The 19,953-nt window shown below is 43.5% G+C and carries 21 protein-coding genes, 1 tRNA gene and 1 pseudogene; 10 read left to right on the top strand and 13 right to left on the bottom strand.

The features are described 5' to 3' along the window. Positions 1-135: 135 nt before the first annotated feature. From hemJ to IPP74_05645, 7 genes are all read right to left on the bottom strand, one after another. On the bottom strand, positions 136-570 hold the full coding sequence (gene hemJ, locus IPP74_05675; GenBank protein MBL0318761.1) for a protoporphyrinogen oxidase HemJ: 435 nt from the start codon (positions 568-570) through the stop codon (positions 136-138). A gap of 8 nt (positions 571-578) precedes the next feature. Beyond that, on the bottom strand, positions 579-1,307 hold the full coding sequence (locus tag IPP74_05670; protein MBL0318760.1) for a competence/damage-inducible protein A: 729 nt from the start codon (positions 1,305-1,307) through the stop codon (positions 579-581). Beyond that, positions 1,307-2,338: a uroporphyrinogen decarboxylase gene (locus IPP74_05665; GenBank protein MBL0318759.1), complete on the bottom strand. Its 1,032-nt coding sequence runs from the start codon at positions 2,336-2,338 to the stop codon at positions 1,307-1,309. Before IPP74_05665 ends, IPP74_05670 begins: the two co-directional genes overlap by 1 nt. Positions 2,339-2,808: 470 nt before the next feature. Beyond that, positions 2,809-3,222 carry a holo-ACP synthase gene (gene acpS / locus IPP74_05660; protein ID MBL0318758.1) on the bottom strand — a complete coding sequence of 138 codons (414 nt, stop codon included), beginning with the start codon at positions 3,220-3,222 and terminating at the stop codon, positions 2,809-2,811. Next, complete coding sequence (locus tag IPP74_05655; GenBank protein MBL0318757.1) at positions 3,219-3,950, bottom strand: pyridoxine 5'-phosphate synthase; 732 nt, start codon at positions 3,948-3,950, stop codon at positions 3,219-3,221. Before IPP74_05655 ends, acpS begins: the two co-directional genes overlap by 4 nt. A 13-nt stretch (positions 3,951-3,963) precedes the next feature. Continuing rightward, positions 3,964-6,114: a bifunctional (p)ppGpp synthetase/guanosine-3',5'-bis(diphosphate) 3'-pyrophosphohydrolase gene (locus tag IPP74_05650; protein MBL0318756.1), complete on the bottom strand. Its 2,151-nt coding sequence runs from the start codon at positions 6,112-6,114 to the stop codon at positions 3,964-3,966. Between the two features lie 57 nt (positions 6,115-6,171). Continuing rightward, positions 6,172-6,555, bottom strand: coding sequence for a DNA-directed RNA polymerase subunit omega (locus IPP74_05645; GenBank protein MBL0318755.1), 384 nt, complete (start codon positions 6,553-6,555; stop codon positions 6,172-6,174). Positions 6,556-6,727: 172 nt separating this feature from the next. Between IPP74_05645 and IPP74_05640 the strand changes: the two genes are divergently transcribed. Then, entirely contained in the window at positions 6,728-7,522 is a 795-nt protein-coding gene (locus IPP74_05640; protein MBL0318754.1) for a glycosyltransferase family 2 protein, read from the top strand. A gap of 75 nt (positions 7,523-7,597) precedes the next feature. Then, positions 7,598-9,115 carry a serine hydrolase gene (locus IPP74_05635; GenBank protein MBL0318753.1) on the top strand — a complete coding sequence of 506 codons (1,518 nt, stop codon included), beginning with the start codon at positions 7,598-7,600 and terminating at the stop codon, positions 9,113-9,115. 32 nt (positions 9,116-9,147) lie between these two features. Here the strand turns inward: IPP74_05635 and IPP74_05630 are convergent, their stop codons facing one another. The 6 genes from IPP74_05630 to IPP74_05605 form a co-directional block, all read right to left on the bottom strand. Continuing rightward, positions 9,148-10,065: a glycosyltransferase family 2 protein gene (locus IPP74_05630; protein MBL0318752.1), complete on the bottom strand. Its 918-nt coding sequence runs from the start codon at positions 10,063-10,065 to the stop codon at positions 9,148-9,150. Between the two features lie 11 nt (positions 10,066-10,076). Further along, entirely contained in the window at positions 10,077-10,502 is a 426-nt protein-coding gene (locus IPP74_05625; protein MBL0318751.1) for a flagellar FliJ family protein, read from the bottom strand. A gap of 88 nt (positions 10,503-10,590) precedes the next feature. Then, positions 10,591-10,667, bottom strand: a tRNA-Pro gene (locus IPP74_05620). Between the two features lie 17 nt (positions 10,668-10,684). Continuing rightward, complete coding sequence (locus IPP74_05615) at positions 10,685-11,125, bottom strand: MerR family transcriptional regulator (protein MBL0318750.1); 441 nt, start codon at positions 11,123-11,125, stop codon at positions 10,685-10,687. A 17-nt stretch (positions 11,126-11,142) separates the two neighbouring features. After that, positions 11,143-11,430: an integration host factor subunit alpha gene (locus IPP74_05610; protein MBL0318749.1), complete on the bottom strand. Its 288-nt coding sequence runs from the start codon at positions 11,428-11,430 to the stop codon at positions 11,143-11,145. A 46-nt stretch (positions 11,431-11,476) separates the two neighbouring features. Then, on the bottom strand, positions 11,477-12,508 hold the full coding sequence (locus IPP74_05605) for a nitronate monooxygenase (protein MBL0318748.1): 1,032 nt from the start codon (positions 12,506-12,508) through the stop codon (positions 11,477-11,479). Between the two features lie 167 nt (positions 12,509-12,675). Between IPP74_05605 and IPP74_05600 the strand changes: the two genes are divergently transcribed. The 8 genes and pseudogenes from IPP74_05600 (at position 12,676) to alaS (ending at position 19,877) form a co-directional block, all read left to right on the top strand. Then, positions 12,676-12,921, top strand: coding sequence for a hypothetical protein (locus IPP74_05600; GenBank protein MBL0318747.1), 246 nt, complete (start codon positions 12,676-12,678; stop codon positions 12,919-12,921). Further along, entirely contained in the window at positions 12,908-13,231 is a 324-nt protein-coding gene (locus IPP74_05595; protein MBL0318746.1) for a cell division protein ZapA, read from the top strand. Before IPP74_05600 ends, IPP74_05595 begins: the two co-directional genes overlap by 14 nt. Positions 13,232-13,430: 199 nt before the next feature. After that, positions 13,431-14,003 (top strand): 5-formyltetrahydrofolate cyclo-ligase, encoded by a 573-nt coding sequence (locus tag IPP74_05590; GenBank protein ID MBL0318745.1) that lies wholly within the window; start codon positions 13,431-13,433, stop codon positions 14,001-14,003. Between the two features lie 57 nt (positions 14,004-14,060). Next, positions 14,061-14,814: pseudogene (locus IPP74_05585) on the top strand (YebC/PmpR family DNA-binding transcriptional regulator). 62 nt (positions 14,815-14,876) lie between these two features. Continuing rightward, positions 14,877-15,218, top strand: a complete 342-nt coding sequence (locus IPP74_05580; GenBank protein MBL0318744.1) for a YbgC/FadM family acyl-CoA thioesterase — start codon at positions 14,877-14,879, stop codon at positions 15,216-15,218. Next, complete coding sequence (locus tag IPP74_05575; GenBank protein ID MBL0318743.1) at positions 15,215-16,000, top strand: NAD kinase; 786 nt, start codon at positions 15,215-15,217, stop codon at positions 15,998-16,000. The genes IPP74_05580 and IPP74_05575 overlap by 4 nt, the downstream gene beginning before the upstream one ends. A gap of 142 nt (positions 16,001-16,142) precedes the next feature. Then, the gene (gene recA / locus IPP74_05570; protein MBL0318742.1) at positions 16,143-17,213 is read left to right on the top strand and encodes a recombinase RecA; all 1,071 of its coding nucleotides are present in this window, start codon (positions 16,143-16,145) and stop codon (positions 17,211-17,213) included. Between the two features lie 18 nt (positions 17,214-17,231). Next, on the top strand, positions 17,232-19,877 hold the full coding sequence (alaS, locus tag IPP74_05565; GenBank protein MBL0318741.1) for an alanine--tRNA ligase: 2,646 nt from the start codon (positions 17,232-17,234) through the stop codon (positions 19,875-19,877). Positions 19,878-19,953: the final 76 nt, after the last annotated feature.

The raw sequence follows: 19,953 nt of genomic DNA, 5'->3' as shown, positions 1-19,953 counted from the left end.
AATGATAATGACCGCTTTCTTCGCGATCCTGAGTATTATCCTATATAAAAACAATCATAAAGTCAAGTTTCATTAGTCTTTGCCTGTTAAGCATCCAGCCCACCTCTCACCCATTGGGAAATCTATTCCCAACCCTTAAAATGGCTTTACCACTGCTAAAATAATAATGACGATCATAAGAACGGTTGGAATCTCATTAATCATCTTGAAAAACCGTGCTGATTTTTTATGTTGGCCTATTTCAAAATCCTTGCGATATTTAGCTAACATCATATGGAAAGCAGCCATAATTAAGACCAAACCTAATTTTACATGCAGCCATTTTGGCATCCCATTTACAGCTATGATCATGATCAGTATTCCACCAAACAAAAAGGTGGCAATCATCGCCGGATTCATGATATAGCGCAATAATTTGCGCTCCATCGTTTTAAATGTTTGGTCTTGTTCCGACCCAGGCGTTGCTGCACAATGATACACATAAATCCTCGGCAGATATAATAACCCAGCCATCCACGAAATAACCGAAATCAAATGTAGTGCTTTAAACCATAGATAGGCATTTTCCATATAAATCCTTATTTACATTGTGTTGCTAATTGCATAAGCGCCAGGTGAGCTTGATTCAAACGCGTTGAATCATTTGATCTTGCCACTAAGGCTGTTCCTAATTTTCCCTGATGGATAAAAGGGTAGCTACCAATTTCAACATCAGGAAACTGAGATTGAATGTCTGAGAGACTGGCCGCAATCGTCCCTTCTGTCACCATCAACTCCACCGTTTTACTTTCAACTGGAGTTCCACCTTTTAACATCGGCTTAATGAAATCAAACATGGCTTGCATAATTTTAGGAACCCCTGCAAATACATAAACATTTTCAAGGTTAAATCCAGGTGCAGCACTAATGGGGTTATCAATCAATTGTGCCCCAGAAGGAACATACGCCATTTTAATGCGGGCTTCATTTAAATCGTCTTTGCCATAATGTTTCTCTAATCGAAGATAAGCCTCAGGGTGGCAAATCAATGAAACACCAAATGCCTGAGCTACGGCTTCTGACGTAATATCATCATGCGTGGGGCCAATTCCACCCGTGGTAAAAACATACGTCACCTTTTTTCGCAGTTCATTGATATGGCTGATAATCGTTTCTGTTCTATCAGGAATCGATCGAATTTCTTCCAGGTTAATTCCTAAAGCAACCAGTTGTTTAGCTAGATAATTGCCATTGCTGTCTAATGTTCGTCCAGAAAGAATTTCATTTCCGATAATCAATACTGCTGCTGTGTAAGGTGATTTTTCCATTATCTATCCCTGATTGTTCGAAGCACCGACTCAACATGTTCAATGGGCGTTTCAGGAACTATACCATGACCCAGATTAAATATCATCTTGTTTTGATCCAGCTGATGTAACATTCGCTGTGTTTCTTCAACTGCCTTTTTCGCATTGATCGCCAGAACCAACGGATCTAAATTTCCTTGAACAACTGTTTTTGATTGCAACTGTTTCATCGCATGGAGTGGAACACAAGTATCGATTCCAACAGCCTTAACCTGGCATTGCTCCACATAACGTTCATAATGATAACCGGCACCACGTGGAAAACCAATCACAGGAATATGCGGATATTTTTGTGCCAGGGCATGCACAATCTTAGCGGTTGGTTTTATGACCCATTGTTCAAACTCTGTTTCTGGCAAAATGCCAGACCATGAGTCAAATAGCTGAATTATTTCTACGCCTGATTCAATTTGTTTTTCCAGATAAACGATAATAGCATCCGTAAGCGTTTCAATTAATGTGGCAAATACCTGGGGATAACGATACGCAAATACGCGTGTTTCAGTGAAGTGATGATTACCTGAACCATTAATGGCATAGCAGGCTAACGTCCATGGCGCTCCTGAAAATCCAATAAACGCAACATGTTTTGGCAATTTCTGTTTGATCAAATCAATCGTCTCATATACGGGAGAAAGTGTTTGATGAAATCTATTTTCTGAAAATATCGGAAGTGTCTCTGCTGTTACTTTTTCAACAACGGGTCCGCCGGTTTTTTCAAATTTCACTTGAATATCTAGGGCATCAAGCACAACTAAAATATCTGAAAACAAAATAGCTGCATCAAGATCAAAACGTCTAAGAGGTTGAAGGGTTACTTCACAGGCAAGTTTTGGAGTATAACATAAGCTTAAAAAACTATCGATGGTTGAACGTATTTCACGATATTCAGGTAAATAGCGTCCTGCTTGTCTCATAAACCAGACAGGTGTCCTATGAGGCTTTTTACCTGATAAGGTTTGAAGCATGGCTTTGGAAGTGAGATCTGTCATGTTATATCCTGGTTCAATCTGAAAACGAAACAGGGATTATAACAAAAAAATATCTTATAGATATATTCTTTATATAGATAATTATAGTAGGGCGCGAATAACGAGGATAAGGTTATCCGCATGTTATCCTCAGAGTTATGCGCAATCTGTGAAAAAATGTCAATGTGGATAAGTGAGTGGATAATAGCGTAAGATAATGATGTTTGATGGTTACTTCTTTTCATATATATATAATGGAAAAAGAGGGTTTTTGAAGGAAAATTAATTATCCACAAACCAAGCCATGTGAATAACAGGGAAAATTAATTATCCACGTAAATCACGTTGTACACATTTAAAAACAGAAACAAAAAGATGTGGATAAACATTAGGATAAAAATGGTTAGAAACAGGGGATAACGTGAATAGCAAGCCATGCACGTAGTTGTGCGGTGGGTTGTCCTATAGAACATCCCCAGATTTATCCACAGCTAGTTTTTAACAATAGAAAAGATCACAATTGCTTGGGCAATAGGAAAATCGTCAGAAAGCGTGATATCAATTTGAGGGCGAAAACCCTTATTGATTTTTTCATCTAAAAACAGTTTCGCTTTGTTTTCTAGGATCAGAAGTGGTTTTCCAAGTGGGTCGTGTGAAACGATAATGTCAGAAAATTTAATACCGTTTCTAAATCCAGTCCCAAGTGCTTTAACACAGGCTTCCTTTGCAGCAAACCGTTTAGCCAGAAATGTTGCCTGTTTAATCAGGTCTTCTTTTTTAATAAGGCTGAGATCAGAATGTTCTTTTTTGCTGAGAATTTTGTTAAATGCACGTTGAGGATGGCGTTTTATTAAATCCACCATGCGTTGTATGTTAACAATATCGCTTCCAAGTCCAATGATCATATCCCTCGCGCCTTATTTATCAGCATTTTCATGTGACGGACACTTTCTGACAAACCCACAAAAATGGCTTCCCCAATAAGAAAATGACCAATATTTAATTCCACAATATCCACTATTGCAGCAATTGGTTCAACCGTGGCATAAGATATACCATGTCCTGCGTGACATTCAAGTCCAACTTGCTGGGTGAAGGCTGCAGCACGCATAATTTTTTCCAATTCTGTGTGTTGTTGTTCTGCTGTAGATGAACAATATTTGCCAGTGTGCAACTCTACGATATCGGCATCTAATTCTTTTGCAAGTTTGATATGTGCTATTTCTGGTTCAATAAATAACGATACTTTTATACCAGCTTGTTTGATGCATTGAATTTTTGTACGAAGATCTTCTTGAAGCACAGAAAGATTTAATCCTCCTTCGGTGGTAATTTCCTGGCGGCGCTCTGGCACAAAGCAAACGGCATGTGGTCGTGTTCTGAGTGCAATGGCAACCATTTCATCGGTGGCGGCCATTTCTAAATTCAGTGGCAAGCGTATGGCTGATTTAATACGCCCAACATCGCCATCAATGATATGACGACGGTCTTCACGCAAATGGATGGTAATGCCATCAGCTCCGGTGTCTTGTGCAAGCAATGCGGCACGCAAGGGGTCGGGATAATCTCCGCCACGGGCGTTTCGAATGGTTGCGACATGATCAATATTGACGCCAAGTCGAATCGGTTTCATAACTGCAACGTAATTAATTCTTTGAACCTCTTACACGCTCAACAGAATAAATGCAAGTCTCACTTCGCAACGCAGCCATTATGTTGTTTAAGTGGCCAGCTCCGCGGACTTCAATATCTAATATCATTTCAAAGAAATCATGTGAGCGATGCGTTATTTTTAAATTTCGAATATTGCCAAGGCCTTTATAAACAGACATTGCCAACGTGGCAAGGCTTCCTGCTTCGTGTGAAAGCACAACGCGGATACGGCCAATATGAATTTCATCATTGCTTTGTTTTTCCCAGGAGACGTCTACAAGTTGTTCTGGATTGTTGGCAAATGCTTCAAGTGCTTCACAATCGGTGGTGTGAATGGTTATGCCTTTTCCTGCATTCGTAATGCCTATAATTTCATCACCAGGAAGAGGATGACAACATTTTGCAAAATGAATGGCCATGCCAGGAACAAGTCCTTTAAGCGAGATAGCAGATTCTTTTTTGTCAGTTTTATCCTTAAATCGTAACAGCGAAAAAGCACTCTTGCGTTTGGCCAACGGTTTTTTATTAGGAAATAATCCGGTGGAAAGTTCGCTGTGTGAAATGGATCCATCACCAATGGCGCTGTAAAGATCATCTAATGTTTTGCGGCTGAAGATATGCAGAAGCGGTTCAATAATCGTATCATTAAACTCGATATTTTGTTCAGCAAGAATTTTTTTGATAATGGCGATGCCAAGTTTAACATATTCGCTTTTTTGTTGATCTTTAATGTAACGTTTGATTTCGGTTTTTGCTTTTCCTGTTACAGCAAAATCAAGCCAACCTGGAGAAGGAACCTGATTTTTTGAACGGATAATTTCAACCTGATCACCATTTTTTAATTCGGTATTGAGTGGCACCACACGCGAATTCACTTTAGAGCCAACGCAACTATTGCCAATATCAGAATGCACAGCATACGCAAAATCAACGGGCGTACTGCCAACGGGCAACATAATCACATCGCCGCGTGGGGTAAAACAAAAAACGTGATCATAATACATTTCGAGTTTTGTGTTTTCTAAGAATTCCTGAGAATCCGTGGCGTTTTCAAGGATATGCAGCAATTCTCTTACCCAACGATATTGTTTGCCCTCTTTATTGGTTGTGCCGGTTTTATAGCTCCAATGAGCGGCGACGCCTAACTCGGCAATTTCGTGCATTTCCTCAGTGCGAATTTGAATCTCGATAGCTTGTCGTTCTGGTCCCATGACTACGGTATGAAGTGATTGGTAACCGTTGGTTTTGGGTGTTGAAATAAAATCACGGAAAGAATTGGGAACCGTATGAAAATGCGTATGAATCACGCCGAGCGCCCGATAACAATCTTCAAGATTTTTAACGATAATTCTGAAGCCGATAATATCGGAAAGTTGTTCAAAGCTTACATTTTTTTGCTCCATTTTTTTCCAGATGGAGTAAGGCGTTTTTTCACGGCCATACACTTGTGCTGAAATTCCTTGGTTATCCAGCACTTTTGAAATGCGGTTAATAACGCGTTCAACAACGACATTTCCTTGTTGGCGTAAATAGTCAAAACGATTAACAATCGATTGGCGTATCTCTGGATAAAGTTCGGCAAACGCCAAATCCTGTAATTCATTTTTGATTTGTTGAATGCCGATACGTTCGGCAAGTGGTGCATAGATTTCCATGGTTTCTAATGCAATGCGTCGACGTTTGTCTGGAGATTTTACATATTTAAGCGTACGCATATTATGAAGGCGGTCAGCTAATTTGACCAGCAATACACGTATATCTTCCGACATGGCCAGCAATAATTTTCTGAAATTTTCAGCTTGGCGAATATGTTCAGGTTGATATTTGATCTTGGTTAATTTGGTGACGCCGTCAACAAGTTGCGCAATTTCTTCACCAAATTCTGTTTTGATATCTTCCAGGGTTATTTTGGTATCTTCAACGGTATCATGAAGGAGTGCAGTGATAATCGATGCGCTGTCGAGCTTCATTTCCGTGAGTAAGGCAGCGACTTCAATCGGATGAGAAAAATAAAGATCACCAGAGGCGCGCTTTTGCGAACCGTGAGCCTCAAGCGCAAATTGATAGGCTTTGTTAATGAGCGATTCATCCACATTGGGATCATAAGCTTTAATTAATTGCACCAAATCATATTGATGAATCATACGCCGTTATCCCCCTTACCCCACGAACATAGTAATCAAAACAATGATACGCTTTGATTAATCGTCAACGTCGAGATTTTCTTCTGATAAATAAGAATCGTCACCTTCATCAGTGTCGATATCACGCTCTTCACGGACAACGAGTGAATCCATTTCTTCTTTGATGCCGGCGAGAAGATCTGGTGAATCAGTTTCTGTTTCAAGAATATCTTTTTGCAGTAATTTTTGATTGTTGGTGACCAGCTCTTCGCGTAATTGTTCAATATTGAGTTTTGATTCAGCGATTTCACGCAGCGCAACCACGGCGTTTTTATCATTGTCGCGATTAACGTGCATACGAGCACCTGCCGACAAATCTTTTGCCCGCTGGCTGGCAATTGCCACCAGTTCAAAACGGTTTGGAATAATCTGTACGCAATCTTCAACAGTGATTCTGGCCATAAGACACCTATGTATGTAAAGAGGGTAAGAATACCCAAAGTGCAAGGAAATGCAATAAAAATGTGAATGAGCCCATATTTTATGTAGGCTCATGGCGTGGTGGGGATCTAAATTTGGTTGACTTACCTAGAGAATCTTATTTAATGGAGGCCAACAAATAAGGTCCCCCACGATGCCTCCAAAGCTCCCCATTTCCGTCTTTATTATTGCTAAAAATGAAGCTGATCGAATTTCCCATACCATCAAAAGTGTCCGGGATTGGGTCGATGAAGTGATCGTTATTGACTCAGGAAGCTCGGATGAAACGATTGTCGTTTCTGAGACATTAGGAGCGCGGACGGTATGGAATGCTTGGCAGGGATATGGTCCGCAAAAAGTGTTTGGCGAGTCTTTATGCAAGAATGACTGGCTGCTAAATCTGGATGCGGATGAAGAGGTCAGTTCGGAGCTTGCTGAGGAAGTTCAATCGCTTTTTAAGGCGGGAGAGCCGGACAGAAAAGGCTATATACTAAAAATAAAGGCGCTATACCGCTTCCAGAAGACACTGCCGAAATGGGCTCCAGGAACCAGGCAATTGCGCCTCTATCATAAAAAGTATGCAGGCTTTAAGGATTCAACGGTCCATGATTCTGTTGTAATGAAAAACAACCAGGAAACGAAAGAGTTGGATGGAGTTGTCATTCATCGTTGCTTTCGTTCGTACACGCATGCAACGGAGAAAATCAATTTTTATACGAGTATGCAAGCGGAAGATTTATTCAAACGGGGCGTCCGTTTTTCAAGTGCTTTTTTGATCATCACGCCGTTTATTTCGTTCTTTAAATGTTACTTTCTCAGAAAATATTTTCTCTACGGTGTTGATGGATTTATTCAAAGCTGTATCTACGCATTTAATCGATTGCTGCGTTTGGCGAAATTGCGTGAATTGTGGCAAGAGCATGAGCATGTTCAAATGAAAATCGACTAATATAGCCGGTGTTTAACGAACGATTAAGATGTTTTGTATACAATGTGGTCCTTTAGCTTAATAGGATAGAGTTTTATGTCAAAACAAGATGATCGAGTTTTGGGGGAAGTTGGGAATCCTGTTGGCAAAACGGAAACGGTGTTTGGTGCCATACATATGCAAAATGGAAGTTTTGAATCGCATGAACAGCGAACCGAATTAGATCCATTCAACACTTCGAAAAACAATCATCAACCGCAGAGAATCACTGAAAATTCACTCTTTAATGAGGGCAGTGTCAGCAAAGTTCGCTATGCAGGGCTTGCTTATGTATTGCAGCAAGAAGGTGAGCAGGATCCCAATACGCCAGTAGGCAAACATACTGGCAAAAAACTGACGGATCTTTCACAGAATGCCGGTGATTTTTTTAAGGAACCTGCTGTTGAGGCCTATTTAACAAAACGTTATGGAGAGTCAACAGCAAAAGAGGTCCAGGGCTTCATTCAGAATTTATTTAAAGGTGGAGGCAGTGAACAAGCAACCTTAGCCGATCTGACGACCCATTATGCTGGAGTTGGAGATTTAACGCGCGATCAAATCAAAATGTTTGATAAGCAGGGCGTTGAAAAACAGTATACCATGCCAGAACTTTTATTATGTGTACCTGAAAAAAAGGACGGCATTCCACGCGAACGCGAAACTGGAAAACCCTATGCGTTGAATGATCCCAAGATAGCCGATAAGGATTTAAGTAAAGGCCAGTACGGTGTTCATCAATATAGCAACCTAGGATATCTGGTATTGGGTGTTGCTATTGAAGCGGCCCATTATAAGAAAACAGGGGTCGTAAAGGATCACACGATCTTGCTGGATGAGTATATGTTGCATCCTACGCAAGGTAGAACAAAAGATATGATGGATGAAAAGAAAATTTCTTTTGATTCAACCCAACCCCCGGGAGATGATTTTCACAAAGATAATGTTATTAAAGCAGCCCATGGAGAAATATTGCCAAATGGGTCTCTGCGTGCAGCGGATGTTACTAAATTTAATGGAACGAATATGGCAGGAGGCGTGTTTACCTCTGCTAAAGACAGTGACACATTTTTTAAAGAATATTTCCGTGGTTTTAAAGGAACCTCAGAATATGGAGGAGAAAAAAATATATTTTTTACGGATGCTACCATCAATGCTATGGATCAGGAGTGGAGAAAGCATCCTCCATGTGATATAAATCAAAATGTTGACCGTTTTCAAGGGCCTGGTTTTAATGTATCAACTGCAAAGGGGGCCCCCGATAGACGGCCTAGCGCTGACACTCCCCTCACATACGATAAGGACGGTGATGTCTATGGGTTTAGAACCTTCATGACATTTGATCCTGCATTACAAACAGTTGATTTGGCTGTGTTTTGTAAAGAATCCGTATCAAGGCCGACACAAGAGCTTGCTCAGAAATCATCTGTTCTTCAGGATGCCCATCGACCGCCTCTTCCTCAGGAAATACTAAGCGGATTAAAGGGCGTTCAGCAACAAAGCCATTCAGGACCGCCCAGTTCAAAGCCGCCGGAAACCCCAGAAATCAAACCCGTTAACCGCCATATTTCCAAGTAACAGCTCTGTGTTTTCTTGTGCGGGAGGAGGCATTAAGGATGCCGCACATTCTGCAGTGTAGAAAATTGATGAAACAGTGAATCAAGCACCGAAGCCTTCACGGCATCATTGAGCCAAAATGTGTAAAGATAGCGCCCAAACATAGGTGTTAACCACGAAAGAGTGTGGGTGCCACGTGTTTGTTTCCAACCGGCCGAAATCGCCCTTCTGTACATAAGGCGGCGATAAGATTCTGCGCAGTCGGGATTATCGGCAAGTGCATAATAATAGGCAAGAAACCGATCGTGGTTCAGCTGTGATTTGTTTTGCGACAGATTACCAATTTCAATAGGAACGAGATTGACGATGGCCGGTGTGCTGATAAAACGGGCCGCCTTTATCGCCAATCGCACTGGCAGGGATTCATCTTGGATAAAAATCCTTTCATCAAAACCGCCTGCTTTGATAAACAGGTTACGTTCTACCAGAGTACACATGCGTTTATACCGCCCTGTTAAAATACTGTGTAGCGGATCTTTGTGGGTAAAGCAGACATCGGGATCGTCGATGCGCCATGAAAGCAACTCTTTTCCTGGTTTACCTGTTTTTTTCCACGTGCCATAGATAAAATCGCCATGGTATTTGCTGAGCATGTCATGCATCACCTGGATTGCATTTTGGGGTACCACGTCATCATGATCAAGAAAATGCAGATACGCACCGTTTGCCAGTTTTGCGCCCTGGTTTAAACGGACGCTGGGGCCTTTATTATCGGAATTGGTAACAATGGTGACGTTAGGCATTCCTTGTGTTAATTGACGAATCACCTCTACCGAATCATCTTTGGAGCAGTCGTCTACAAAAATAAACTCGCGTGAAAGCTGAGTATCCTGATGGATCAAGGATGCAATGGTATCGGGCAAATAATCTCGTTTGGTATATACGGAAACAATGTGGGAAACATCAACCATTTATTCTACCCTTATTCCTGGTCGTTCTGGTTCTTGGTATAGCCCCTAATTCCTATTTCATCAAGCTGTTCATTGCTTTTGCGCTGAAGACGGGTTTGTTCATTGGATTGATGTTGGTCAAAGAGCAAGTCCGCTTTTTTCTTTTCGCTAAACGCATCAAGAATTTGTTCTTCCATCACGGCAATGCTTGCTTCGACTGTTGCTAATGATTGGCCAAGTGCAGTAATGGTGCGCTGAGAGTGCTGAACGAAACGGATGTAAATGGGATGAAAAGAAATATCATCACCCAGTTTCGATTTTTCTTCTTCAAGTGTGTTTTTAAGGCGGACAATTGATTCTTCAAGCTTTTCCTTGTGATCATACAACGTGGCGATATCCTTTTTTTTGCTAAGGATGGTATGTTCATGTAAGCGAGCCAGGGTTTTTAGGAATTGCATGGTGTGTATGGAACGTGAAAGGCCAAAGGTGTATGTGGAAACGATCTTCAGGTGGCCACGCCACCCGAAGCTCCGCAGGAGCGAAGGATGGTCGGAACGGCGGGATTTGAACCCACGACCCCTAGTCCCCCAGACTAGTGCGCTACCGGGCTGCGCTACGCTCCGACACTAAACAACGATTACTACACGGTCTCAGCAACAACATAACGTTCATTCAAGCGTTGGAGCTTGCTGCGAAACGTTTGCAGTTCCTGATAAATCCGAGTCAATCTGGCTATATCTTGCCGCTCTACGAGTATTTCTGCAAGTGTTTTATTCGATGTGGTTAAAGATCCCGTGGCGGCTTCGGCAGATGGAGGAACCGGAATTTCCTCAGGAGCCTCATTATTTTTTAGAAAACGCTGAGCCCCTTTGATGGTCATTCCTTGTTGATAGAGCAAATCTTTGATGGTTCTAATCGCGTTGATGCTTTCGGCATCATAAAGACGTCGACCATTACATTTAATGGGACGGATTTGGTTTTTGAATTTACCCTCCCAAAAACGTAGAACGTGTGTGGGAAGGTCGAGAATCTCTGCGGCCTCCCCAATGGTTCTGAAGGCATCGTGCGTTTTAGATCCCATGTACCCCGCCCCAACGATTAGGTATTAATTTGATTCTTTAATGTTTTGGAAGGATAAAAACTAACCACGTTGCGAGCAGAGATAAGTGCTTCCTGTCCAGTTTTAGGATTGCGGCCTTGCCGAGGTTGTTTTTTGCGAACGGTAAAACTACCAAAACGAGGAATTTTCACGTGGCCTTCATTTTTCAAAGAATCTGAAATTCCATCAAGAATCGTGTCAACCAGGACGAGTGATTCGGTAAAAGGAATACCAACCCGGCTATAAAAAATATCAGCTAAATAAGCGCGCGTAACAGTTTCAGTCATAAATTCTCCTTCGACATCCTCACTCTAACCTTATTCATAAATTCCGTCAAGGTCTTGTATCATAGGGTATTTCGAGGTGGAGTACTGCTTGATTGATTAATTCATTTAATATATCGACTACTGGTTGTTCTTTTGAGACCATACCAACGCTTTGTCCGGCCATTAGAGAGCCGTTTTCAATGTCGCCTTCAATAACCGCCTTTCGCAACGCCCCGGCCCAAAAATGTTCGATAGCCAACTGAGCTTCAGGCTTAGTGAATTTACCTTCTTTAAAGTCTTTGATGGTTTGAAGTTGAAATTCCATAAACCGACGCGATGCATTATTGGTAATAGCCCGCACGGGAATCACCGGAAATTCGGGATCAATTTGTATCGATGGGATGGCGTCTCGTGCATTGGCTTTGATAAAAGCACGTTTAAAATTGGTGTGGGCGATTGATTCGCTGGCACAGACCAAGAGTGTACCGATCTGACAGCCACTAGCTCCCATTTCCAGGTAAGACACCATGGCTTCGCCACGTCCGATTCCCCCGGCGACAAAGATGGGAACTTTTTGTCCTAATTCTGGCAGAATTTCCTGAGCCAACACCGATGTGGCAACGGGGCCAATATGCCCACCTGCTTCCATGCCCTCGATGATTAAGGCATCTACACCATCTTTAATTAATTTCTTGCCGATGGCAAGGGCTGGAGCAAAGCCGATGACCTTAATGTTTGCGTTTTTAAGCAAGCTGATATGCTGAGAGCGCGGGAGCCCTCCTGCCAGTACCACATGTGAAACGGACCGATCAATACAAACATGAATCAGCGCTTCTAGATCGGGGTGCATTGTGATGAGATTAACACCAAATGGTTTCGTGGTAAGTGCTTGGGTTGCCATGATTTCGGCTTCAAGCAGCTTGGGTGTCATGGAACCGCAGGCGATAACACCAAACCCTCCAGCATTCGAAGTGGAGCTGACCAAATGGCGCTCAGAGACCCACGACATGGCGCCGCCGAGGATGGCGTAATCCGTTCCTAAAAATTCTTTGCCACGTTTCCATAACGTTTCGAGGCGCTTTAATCCAGTTGAATTCATAATTTATACCTAATCGATTAAGACGATGGTTGCATCATTGCGTTGCCAGTCGTAATATAGTGAAGGAGCGTCGGCTGTTCCAGAGGAATTTATGTTATTAGATATTTTAAATACGCCCACTACAGTGGAGAAACAAGCAGATTCAATAGGAAATCAAAGGCTTATGCTTGCGGCTTCATCGTGCAGTCACGGATCAAATAGCCAAGGAAGAAGAGCTTATCCGCAAACTGGAAGAAGTTGACCAGGAGCTTCAGAAGGCCAAACTTCAATGTCGTCACTTAACAGATGAGTGTCAGCGATTAAAAAAACAAAACACCGAAATGGCTGGACAATTTAAAGATCTTTCACAGGATATCCAGCAACCGCTATTGGAATTGGAAGATATTTTGGAGAAGTATCATGGCCCAAGTTGAAATTAAAATCGGCATGTATCATTATCAGATTGCCTGTAAAGATGGTCAAGAAGAGCATTTGCATGATTTGGCCAGACGCTTTGATCAAAGAGTAACGGATGTGGCGGGTTCTCTCAAACGTGGTGCAGACATTAAGACGATTGTGACGGCCAGCCTGTTTATGGAAAATGAAATAGAGGAATTGCGTCAAAAAATGGAGCGTTTAAAACGCCAGGCTGAAGAAGCTGGCGCTAAGGCAAATCGGTCTCCCGAATTATCAGAAGTGATGCGTTCATTAGAAGCTATTGCGGAACTCTTGGAAAAGCGCTAGAGTAGAGATGGGAATGGATGTCTGCTAGGCGCGTTATAGGTCTAATTTCCCAGGAGCCAATACTCATAGTATGGGAGCCGTCTCTTTCATTGGCTGTGGCCTTGGAACATGGTTACCCACCTTTACATAAAGGGTCTCGTGAGGACATGTACACAACGGCCCCGGTGGTGCCATTCCTAATTTTCGGGTTATTTCCTGGATGAATACGACGTTTAAAACGATACTGCGAAAGCATCATTATCAGCTCATGGCGAAGCTGGGAACGCAAGAGCGTGAAAAAATGGACCTCCAGATTTGTGACCATTTTAAACGGCATATTTCGTTGCCTAACCATGCTGTGATCGCCGGTTATTCTCCTATCAAAAATGAGTGCAGCCCTCTTCCTATCCTCGAGGATTTAGTAAGATATCAGCACGTGCTTGCATTGCCAGCCATCCTTGGCAAAGGAAAGCCATTGGTGTTTAGGGCGTGGTGTCCTGGTGATGCAATGGATGTTGGGGAATATGGTATCTTGGAGCCGCGTAACGATGCTCCTCTCGTTAATCCTTCGGTGCTGGTGGTTCCGATGGTGGGGTTTGATGTCAACGGATACCGCTTGGGTCATGGTGGTGGATTTTATGATCGAACCATCGAAATGATACGAAAACATCAATCGCTTTTATGTATAGGGATCGCCTATCATTTTCAACAGATCGAACGGTTGCCGGCTGAAGCGCATGATTGTCGAATGGATTATATTGTAACCGATAAGGAAGTGCTTGCGTTTTCTTAGGGTGAGAGGATAAAATACCATCTTATGTGATTTTATATGATTTGATGAGGAGTTTTCATGGCAGGACATTCGCAGTTTGCAAATATCAAACATCGAAAAGATGCTCAAGATAGAAAGAAGGCCGGTAGATTTACGAAAGTAGTAAGGCAGATCGTGGTGGCCGCAAAAGAAGGCGGGCCTAATACCGACTTTAATGCTGCTTTGCGGGGAGCTGTTATCGCTGCACGCGCGATCAATGTTCCTAAAGATCGCATTGAAGCGGCCATCCGCAAAGGCAGCGGTGAAGGGGAGGGAGATAATTACGAGGAGGTGCGTTACGAAGGTTATGCCCCTGGTGGTATTGCCCTTGTTATTATTGCGCTCACGGATAATCGTAACAGGACGGCTGGAGATATTCGCTCCGCTTTTACCAAATTTGGTGGCAATTTAGGCGAAACAGGCAGTGTCAGTTTTATGTTTGATAAAATTGGTTTGTTGGAATACGACCTATCGGTTGCCAGTGCTGACCAAATGTTTGAGGCGGCACTTGAGGCAGGAGCAACGGATTGCCAATCAGATGAATCGGTCCATGAAATCGTCTGTAATCCAGAGGAATTCAGTGTTGTTCGCGATAGTCTTGTTGCCAAATATGGCGATCCTAAAACGGCGCGGTTAAGCTGAGCGGCCAAAAGAAAGATTGATCGTTGATTCTCTCGAGAAAGCCGAAAAATTGTTCAAACTGATTGATGTTTTGGAAGATAACGATGACGTGCAAACGGTAGAAGGCAATTTTGAAGTACCAGACGACATCGTTAACAGCATGCAGGTATAGTTGTGAAGCAGGGTGAGCACCGCTATCGCGTCTATTACGAAGATACCGATGCTGGGGGTGTCATGTATTATGCCAATTACCTCAAATTTGCAGAGCGCGCACGAACCGATATGCTGAGGGACATGGGGATCATTCAATCGCAGTTGTGTAATGAACTAGATGTGCTTTTTGTGGTGCGGCGTGTGGAGATGGATTTAATAAAGCCGGCGCGGCTAGATGATGAGCTTACCATTTGTACGGTTATTGAACAACTGAGGGCGGCTAGTCTTACCATGAGTCAAACTATTCACTCTATCGAACAGAGGCTGACAACGATTTTAGTCGAAATTGTCTGTGTGGATAATCGTTTTAGGCCAAAGAAATTGCCGGAAGTGATCCGAAATAAATTAGGGGGTTCCCAATGAGTCGTTTACAAAAAATAGGGTGTGTAGCCAGTGATGCCGAGTTGGCAAGACGCAAATTAGCCTATTATCTAAAGCGCTATGGGTGGGTTGACATGGTTGCTACCGGTAATCATGAGGTTGATCTCGTCGTGGCGTTAGGAGGCGACGGCTTTATGTTGAGAGCGCTGCATGATTATAAAGACACAGGCGCTAAATTTTATGGTGTTAATTGCGGAACGGTTGGTTTTCTTATGAATGACCGTGATGATGATTTGCTACAAGATAATATCGAGCAGGCCGTGGAGACGCGTTTTCAACCATTGTTAATGACGGCAGTGAGTGTGACGGGGGAATCTTATACGCGTTTGGCTTTTAACGAAGTGTCGTTACTTCGGGAAACGCATCAAAGTGCAAAAATACGTATCAGCATTGATGGTGCCGTTCGCTTACAGGAGTTGGTCGGTGATGGAGTGCTGGTGGCGACGCCCGCAGGAAGCACGGCTTATAACATGGCGGTGCAAGGCCCCATTATTCCTCTGGACGCAAGATTGCTTGCATTAACGCCGATTAGTCCGTTTAAGCCACGAAACTGGCGGGGGGCTCTTTTGCCACAAACATCGACCGTTGAATTTGAAGTACTAAAGCCGGAGCGTCGCCCGGTGAGCGCCGTAGCGGATTATTTTGAAATCAGGGATGTGGCGAAAGTAAAGGTATGCGAATATCCACAGGCATCAGTGACGGTATTATTTAATGCCAACCATTCGTTGGAAGAGAGGGTGATTAAAGAGCAGTTTATGCTATAAGCCCTTGCGAAACACAACGCCTTAGGGTAATTTCTTCATAGGCCCCGTGTCGCAGATGGTATTGAATCGTGCCCACTTAAGATATAGCTGCAAGCCATGGTTGGGGAACCCAAAAGAATAACAACAACAGTAGGAACTTATTATGAGCAAAAACACTACGCCAGACACCAACAAAGCAAAAGCCCTTGATGCAGCTCTGTCTCATATCGATAAAGCATTCGGTAAGGGAGCGGCAATGCGTTTGGGAGAGCGTCCTAATATTAAAGTGGATGTTGTGTCTACGGGATCGCTTGGTTTAGATATTGCCCTGGGTATCGGGGGCTTACCACGCGGAAGAATCATTGAAATTTTTGGCCCAGAAAGCTCAGGAAAAACAACGCTGACACTGCATGTGGTGCGTGAAGCGCAAAAGGCAGGTGGAGTATGCGCTTTCGTAGATGCAGAACATGCGCTTGATCCTGAATATGCGCGCAAAATTGGTGTAGATATTGATCAGCTGGTGGTATCGCAACCTGATACCGGTGAACAGGCGCTTGAAATTGCTGATACTTTAGTGCGTTCTGGTGCTATTGATGTGCTGGTGGTTGATTCGGTTGCGGCACTGGTTCCAAAAGCAGAAATCGAAGGTGAAATGGGGGATTCCCACATGGGATTGCAGGCGCGTTTGATGAGCCAGGCTTTGCGTAAATTAACGGCGTCTGTTTCGCGTTCAAATTGTATGGTGATTTTTATCAACCAGATCCGGATGAAAATAGGGGTGATGTTTGGTAATCCAGAAACCACCACAGGAGGGCATGCGCTGAAATTCTATGCATCCGTGCGCCTTGATATCCGTCGTGTTGGTTCGGTAAAAGAGAAAGACGAAATTACGGGCAGTGAAACCAATGTCAAAGTGGTAAAGAACAAAGTCGCGCCCCCCTTCAAGCAAGCTAAATTTGATATTATGTATGGCGAAGGCATTTCGAAGTTGGGTGAAATTGTCGACCTGGGTGCGTCGTTAGGGATTGTTGAAAAATCAGGATCATGGTTTTCTTATAGCAGCGTACGGATTGGTCAGGGCAAAGAAAATGCGAAACAATATCTGCGTGATAATCCATCGATGGCAGATGAAATCGAAGGAAAAATTCGTGCACATGCCGGTTTGTTAGGACAAATGGATGAGGCCGAAATAAAAGAACATGAAGAGGAAGACGCTTTAGAGGCGGCGCTCTAAATTAGTGAGGAACTGAAAATGTATACCGTAAATGATATAAGGGCTGCTTTTCTAGGCTATTTTGCCAAGAATGGACATGACGTGGTGCCTTCGTCGCCACTTGTGCCTCATCACGATCCGTCGCTTATGTTTACGAATGCGGGTATGGTGCAGTTTAAAAAAGCATTTACGGGTACAGAGAAGCTGCCTTATGTAAAGGCAGCCAGTTCGCAGAAATGTGTACGCGCCGGCGGCAAACATAATGATCTTGATAATGTTGGTTATACGGCACGCCACCACACCTTCTTTGAGATGCTGGGCAATTTTTCCTTTGGTGATTATTTTAAGGAAAAATCAATCCATTATGCCTGGGAGTTTATTACCAAAGAAGCTGGCCTCCCCCGTGAGAAGCTTTATGTAACGGTGTATCATACCGATGATGAAGCCTTTAATTTATGGAAAAAAATCGCAGGATTTTCGGATGATCGGATTATCCGTATTGCGACCAGCGATAATTTCTGGTCTATGGGTGATACCGGACCATGCGGTCCATGTTCGGAAATATTTTATGATCATGGCGACCATATTCCTGGAGGGCTTCCTGGGACACCTGACGAGGATGGAGACCGTTTCATCGAAATTTGGAATTTGGTGTTCATGCAATATGAACAGCTTTTAGGTGGTGAGCGTATTAATTTACCTAAACCATCGATTGACACTGGTATGGGATTGGAGCGGATTGCTGCCGTGATTCAAGGTGTGCATGATAATTATGATATTGATTTATTTAAACATCTTATTAAAACCTCCCAGGAAATAGTAGGAGATGGTGCTAATAAACATCGCGTATCTCACCGCGTTGTTGCTGATCATATCAGGGCGAGCTGCTTTTTAATGGCCGATGGTGTTATGCCGTCCAACGAAGGGCGAGGTTATGTGCTGAGGCGTATTATGCGTCGGGCAATGCGTCATGTCTATCATATGGATTATCATGAACCGATGTTGTGCCAGCTTGTGCCTACGCTTGTAGAGCATATGGGAGCTGCCTATCCCGAATTGCTTCGTGCCCAACCCATGATTGAAGAAAATTTGCGCCTTGAAGAAGAGCGTTTTGGTGAAACATTGGGACGTGGTATGAAATTGCTGGATCAGGAGGCTGGGCATTTATCCAAAGGTGCACAGCTTGCTGGCGATGTGGCTTTTAAACTCTATGATACCTACGGATTTCCGTTAGATTTAACGGTGGATATTCTACGTGGGCGTGGCATTAGTGTCGACGACCAAGGTTTTGCTGCGTCGATGCAGGAGCAGAAAAAACGTGCTAAAGCGGCATGGGTAGGATCGGGTGAAAAAGAGACGGACGTATTATGGTATGATATTCGCTCTCAGGTGGGCGTTTCAGAATTTGTAGGATATGGTTCTACGTCTGCTGAGGCCATTGTCCAAGCGATGGTTGCCGATGGAAAAATAATTGAGCAAGCGTCTGCCGGTGAAGAGGTGGTGGTGATTCTGAATCAAACGCCTTTCTATGGTGAATCCGGCGGTCAAATGGGTGACCACGGTACATTACAAGCAAACGGCCTCGTGGTTGAAATTAAAGATACCCAGAAAAAATTAGGGGATCTTATTATTCATTTTGGCACGGTTTTGCAAGGAACTATTAAAACAGGCCAGACCCTTACCGCCTCTATTGATATTATAAGAAGGGATGCACTGCGGTCGAATCACTCAGCAACCCATCTTCTTCATTCGGTTTTGCGTGAAGTTCTGGGCTCGCATGTGGTGCAAAAAGGATCGTTAGTCGCTGCGGATCGTTTGCGTTTTGATTTTAGTCATAATAAATCATTAACAGCCGAAGAAATAACGGCCATTGAAACCAAAGTAAACCAGTTGGTGATTCGCAATACCCCAGTTAATACGCAGGTGATGAAACCTGAAGATGCTATTAAAAAGGGCGCTTTGGCATTGTTTGGTGAAAAATACGGTGACCAGGTGCGCGTCGTCGATATGGGGCAAGAGCAATACGAAACACATCCTTACTCAGTCGAGTTATGTGGTGGTACCCACGTGAAGGCAACCGGTGATATTGGCTATTTTAAAGTGCTGGGTGAAGGTGCGGTGGCTGCTGGTATTCGGCGGATCGAAGCGACCACAGCCATGCAGGCATATCAAATGGCCCGTTCGCAGGACGTCTTGCTTCAACAAATCGCTGGACTTTTAAAGGCCACGCCTGCTGAACTTGTGACCCGCATTCATGACCTGATGCAGGAACGCAAGAATCTTGATAAAGCGCTGAGTCAGGCACGAAAAGATGCTGCCCTAGGAGGCGAGGGTGATACGCTTCAGGTTGAGCAAATAAACGGCATTTCCGTGGCAGCTAAAATCCTCCAGAATATCCCAGCTAAAGAATTGCGTGATATTGCTGAAAACATGAAAAAGCAAATGACCTCTGGAGTTGTGGTGGTAGCAAGTAATACCGATGGTAAGGCGGCTATTATCGTGACCGTCTCTTCCGATTTAACCGGAAAAATAAGTGCAGTAGAGCTGGTGAAGGCCGGTACAGCCGCTGTGGGAGGGGCTGGCGGTGGGGGTAAACCCGATTTTGCCCAATCTGGTGGTCCGCAAGGTGAGCATATTGATCAAGCACTAGCGGCAGTCAGAGAGAAATTGCAATCGATTCTGTAATCGTGAGGTTGCCTCTATTTCCCTCTTGGAAGATGGATAGCCACGTGGGTTATTATGTTTCTCCAGTCGTATAAAA

The sequence above is a fragment of the Alphaproteobacteria bacterium genome (assembly GCA_016722515.1).
Taxonomy (GTDB): Bacteria; Pseudomonadota; Alphaproteobacteria; order Rickettsiales; family JADKJE01; genus JADKJE01.
Note: the sequence above shows the minus strand (reverse complement) of the source record. Positions and strands in the feature narration are given on the sequence as shown.

Excerpts from the sequence above, each read along its gene's own strand:
- IPP74_05650 (MBL0318756.1), bottom strand. The coding sequence starts at position 6,114 with ATGATTCATCAATATGATTTGGTGCAATTAATTAAAGCTTATGATCCC.
- hemJ (MBL0318761.1), bottom strand. The coding sequence starts at position 570 with ATGGAAAATGCCTATCTATGGTTTAAAGCACTACATTTGATTTCGGTT.
- IPP74_05605 (MBL0318748.1), bottom strand. The coding sequence starts at position 12,508 with ATGAATTCAACTGGATTAAAGCGCCTCGAAACGTTATGGAAACGTGGC.
- IPP74_05635 (MBL0318753.1), top strand. The coding sequence starts at position 7,598 with ATGTCAAAACAAGATGATCGAGTTTTGGGGGAAGTTGGGAATCCTGTT.
- IPP74_05640 (MBL0318754.1), top strand. The coding sequence starts at position 6,728 with ATGCCTCCAAAGCTCCCCATTTCCGTCTTTATTATTGCTAAAAATGAA.
- IPP74_05615 (MBL0318750.1), bottom strand. The coding sequence starts at position 11,125 with ATGGGATCTAAAACGCACGATGCCTTCAGAACCATTGGGGAGGCCGCA.
- IPP74_05645 (MBL0318755.1), bottom strand. The coding sequence starts at position 6,555 with ATGGCCAGAATCACTGTTGAAGATTGCGTACAGATTATTCCAAACCGT.
- IPP74_05670 (MBL0318760.1), bottom strand. The coding sequence starts at position 1,307 with ATGGAAAAATCACCTTACACAGCAGCAGTATTGATTATCGGAAATGAA.
- IPP74_05580 (MBL0318744.1), top strand. The coding sequence starts at position 14,877 with ATGTATTATGCCAATTACCTCAAATTTGCAGAGCGCGCACGAACCGAT.
- IPP74_05630 (MBL0318752.1), bottom strand. The coding sequence starts at position 10,065 with ATGGTTGATGTTTCCCACATTGTTTCCGTATATACCAAACGAGATTAT.
- alaS (MBL0318741.1), top strand. The coding sequence starts at position 17,232 with ATGTATACCGTAAATGATATAAGGGCTGCTTTTCTAGGCTATTTTGCC.
- IPP74_05595 (MBL0318746.1), top strand. The coding sequence starts at position 12,908 with ATGGCCCAAGTTGAAATTAAAATCGGCATGTATCATTATCAGATTGCC.
- IPP74_05575 (MBL0318743.1), top strand. The coding sequence starts at position 15,215 with ATGAGTCGTTTACAAAAAATAGGGTGTGTAGCCAGTGATGCCGAGTTG.
- IPP74_05625 (MBL0318751.1), bottom strand. The coding sequence starts at position 10,502 with ATGCAATTCCTAAAAACCCTGGCTCGCTTACATGAACATACCATCCTT.
- IPP74_05610 (MBL0318749.1), bottom strand. The coding sequence starts at position 11,430 with ATGACTGAAACTGTTACGCGCGCTTATTTAGCTGATATTTTTTATAGC.
- acpS (MBL0318758.1), bottom strand. The coding sequence starts at position 3,222 with ATGATCATTGGACTTGGAAGCGATATTGTTAACATACAACGCATGGTG.
- IPP74_05665 (MBL0318759.1), bottom strand. The coding sequence starts at position 2,338 with ATGACAGATCTCACTTCCAAAGCCATGCTTCAAACCTTATCAGGTAAA.
- IPP74_05590 (MBL0318745.1), top strand. The coding sequence starts at position 13,431 with ATGAATACGACGTTTAAAACGATACTGCGAAAGCATCATTATCAGCTC.
- IPP74_05655 (MBL0318757.1), bottom strand. The coding sequence starts at position 3,950 with ATGAAACCGATTCGACTTGGCGTCAATATTGATCATGTCGCAACCATT.
- recA (MBL0318742.1), top strand. The coding sequence starts at position 16,143 with ATGAGCAAAAACACTACGCCAGACACCAACAAAGCAAAAGCCCTTGAT.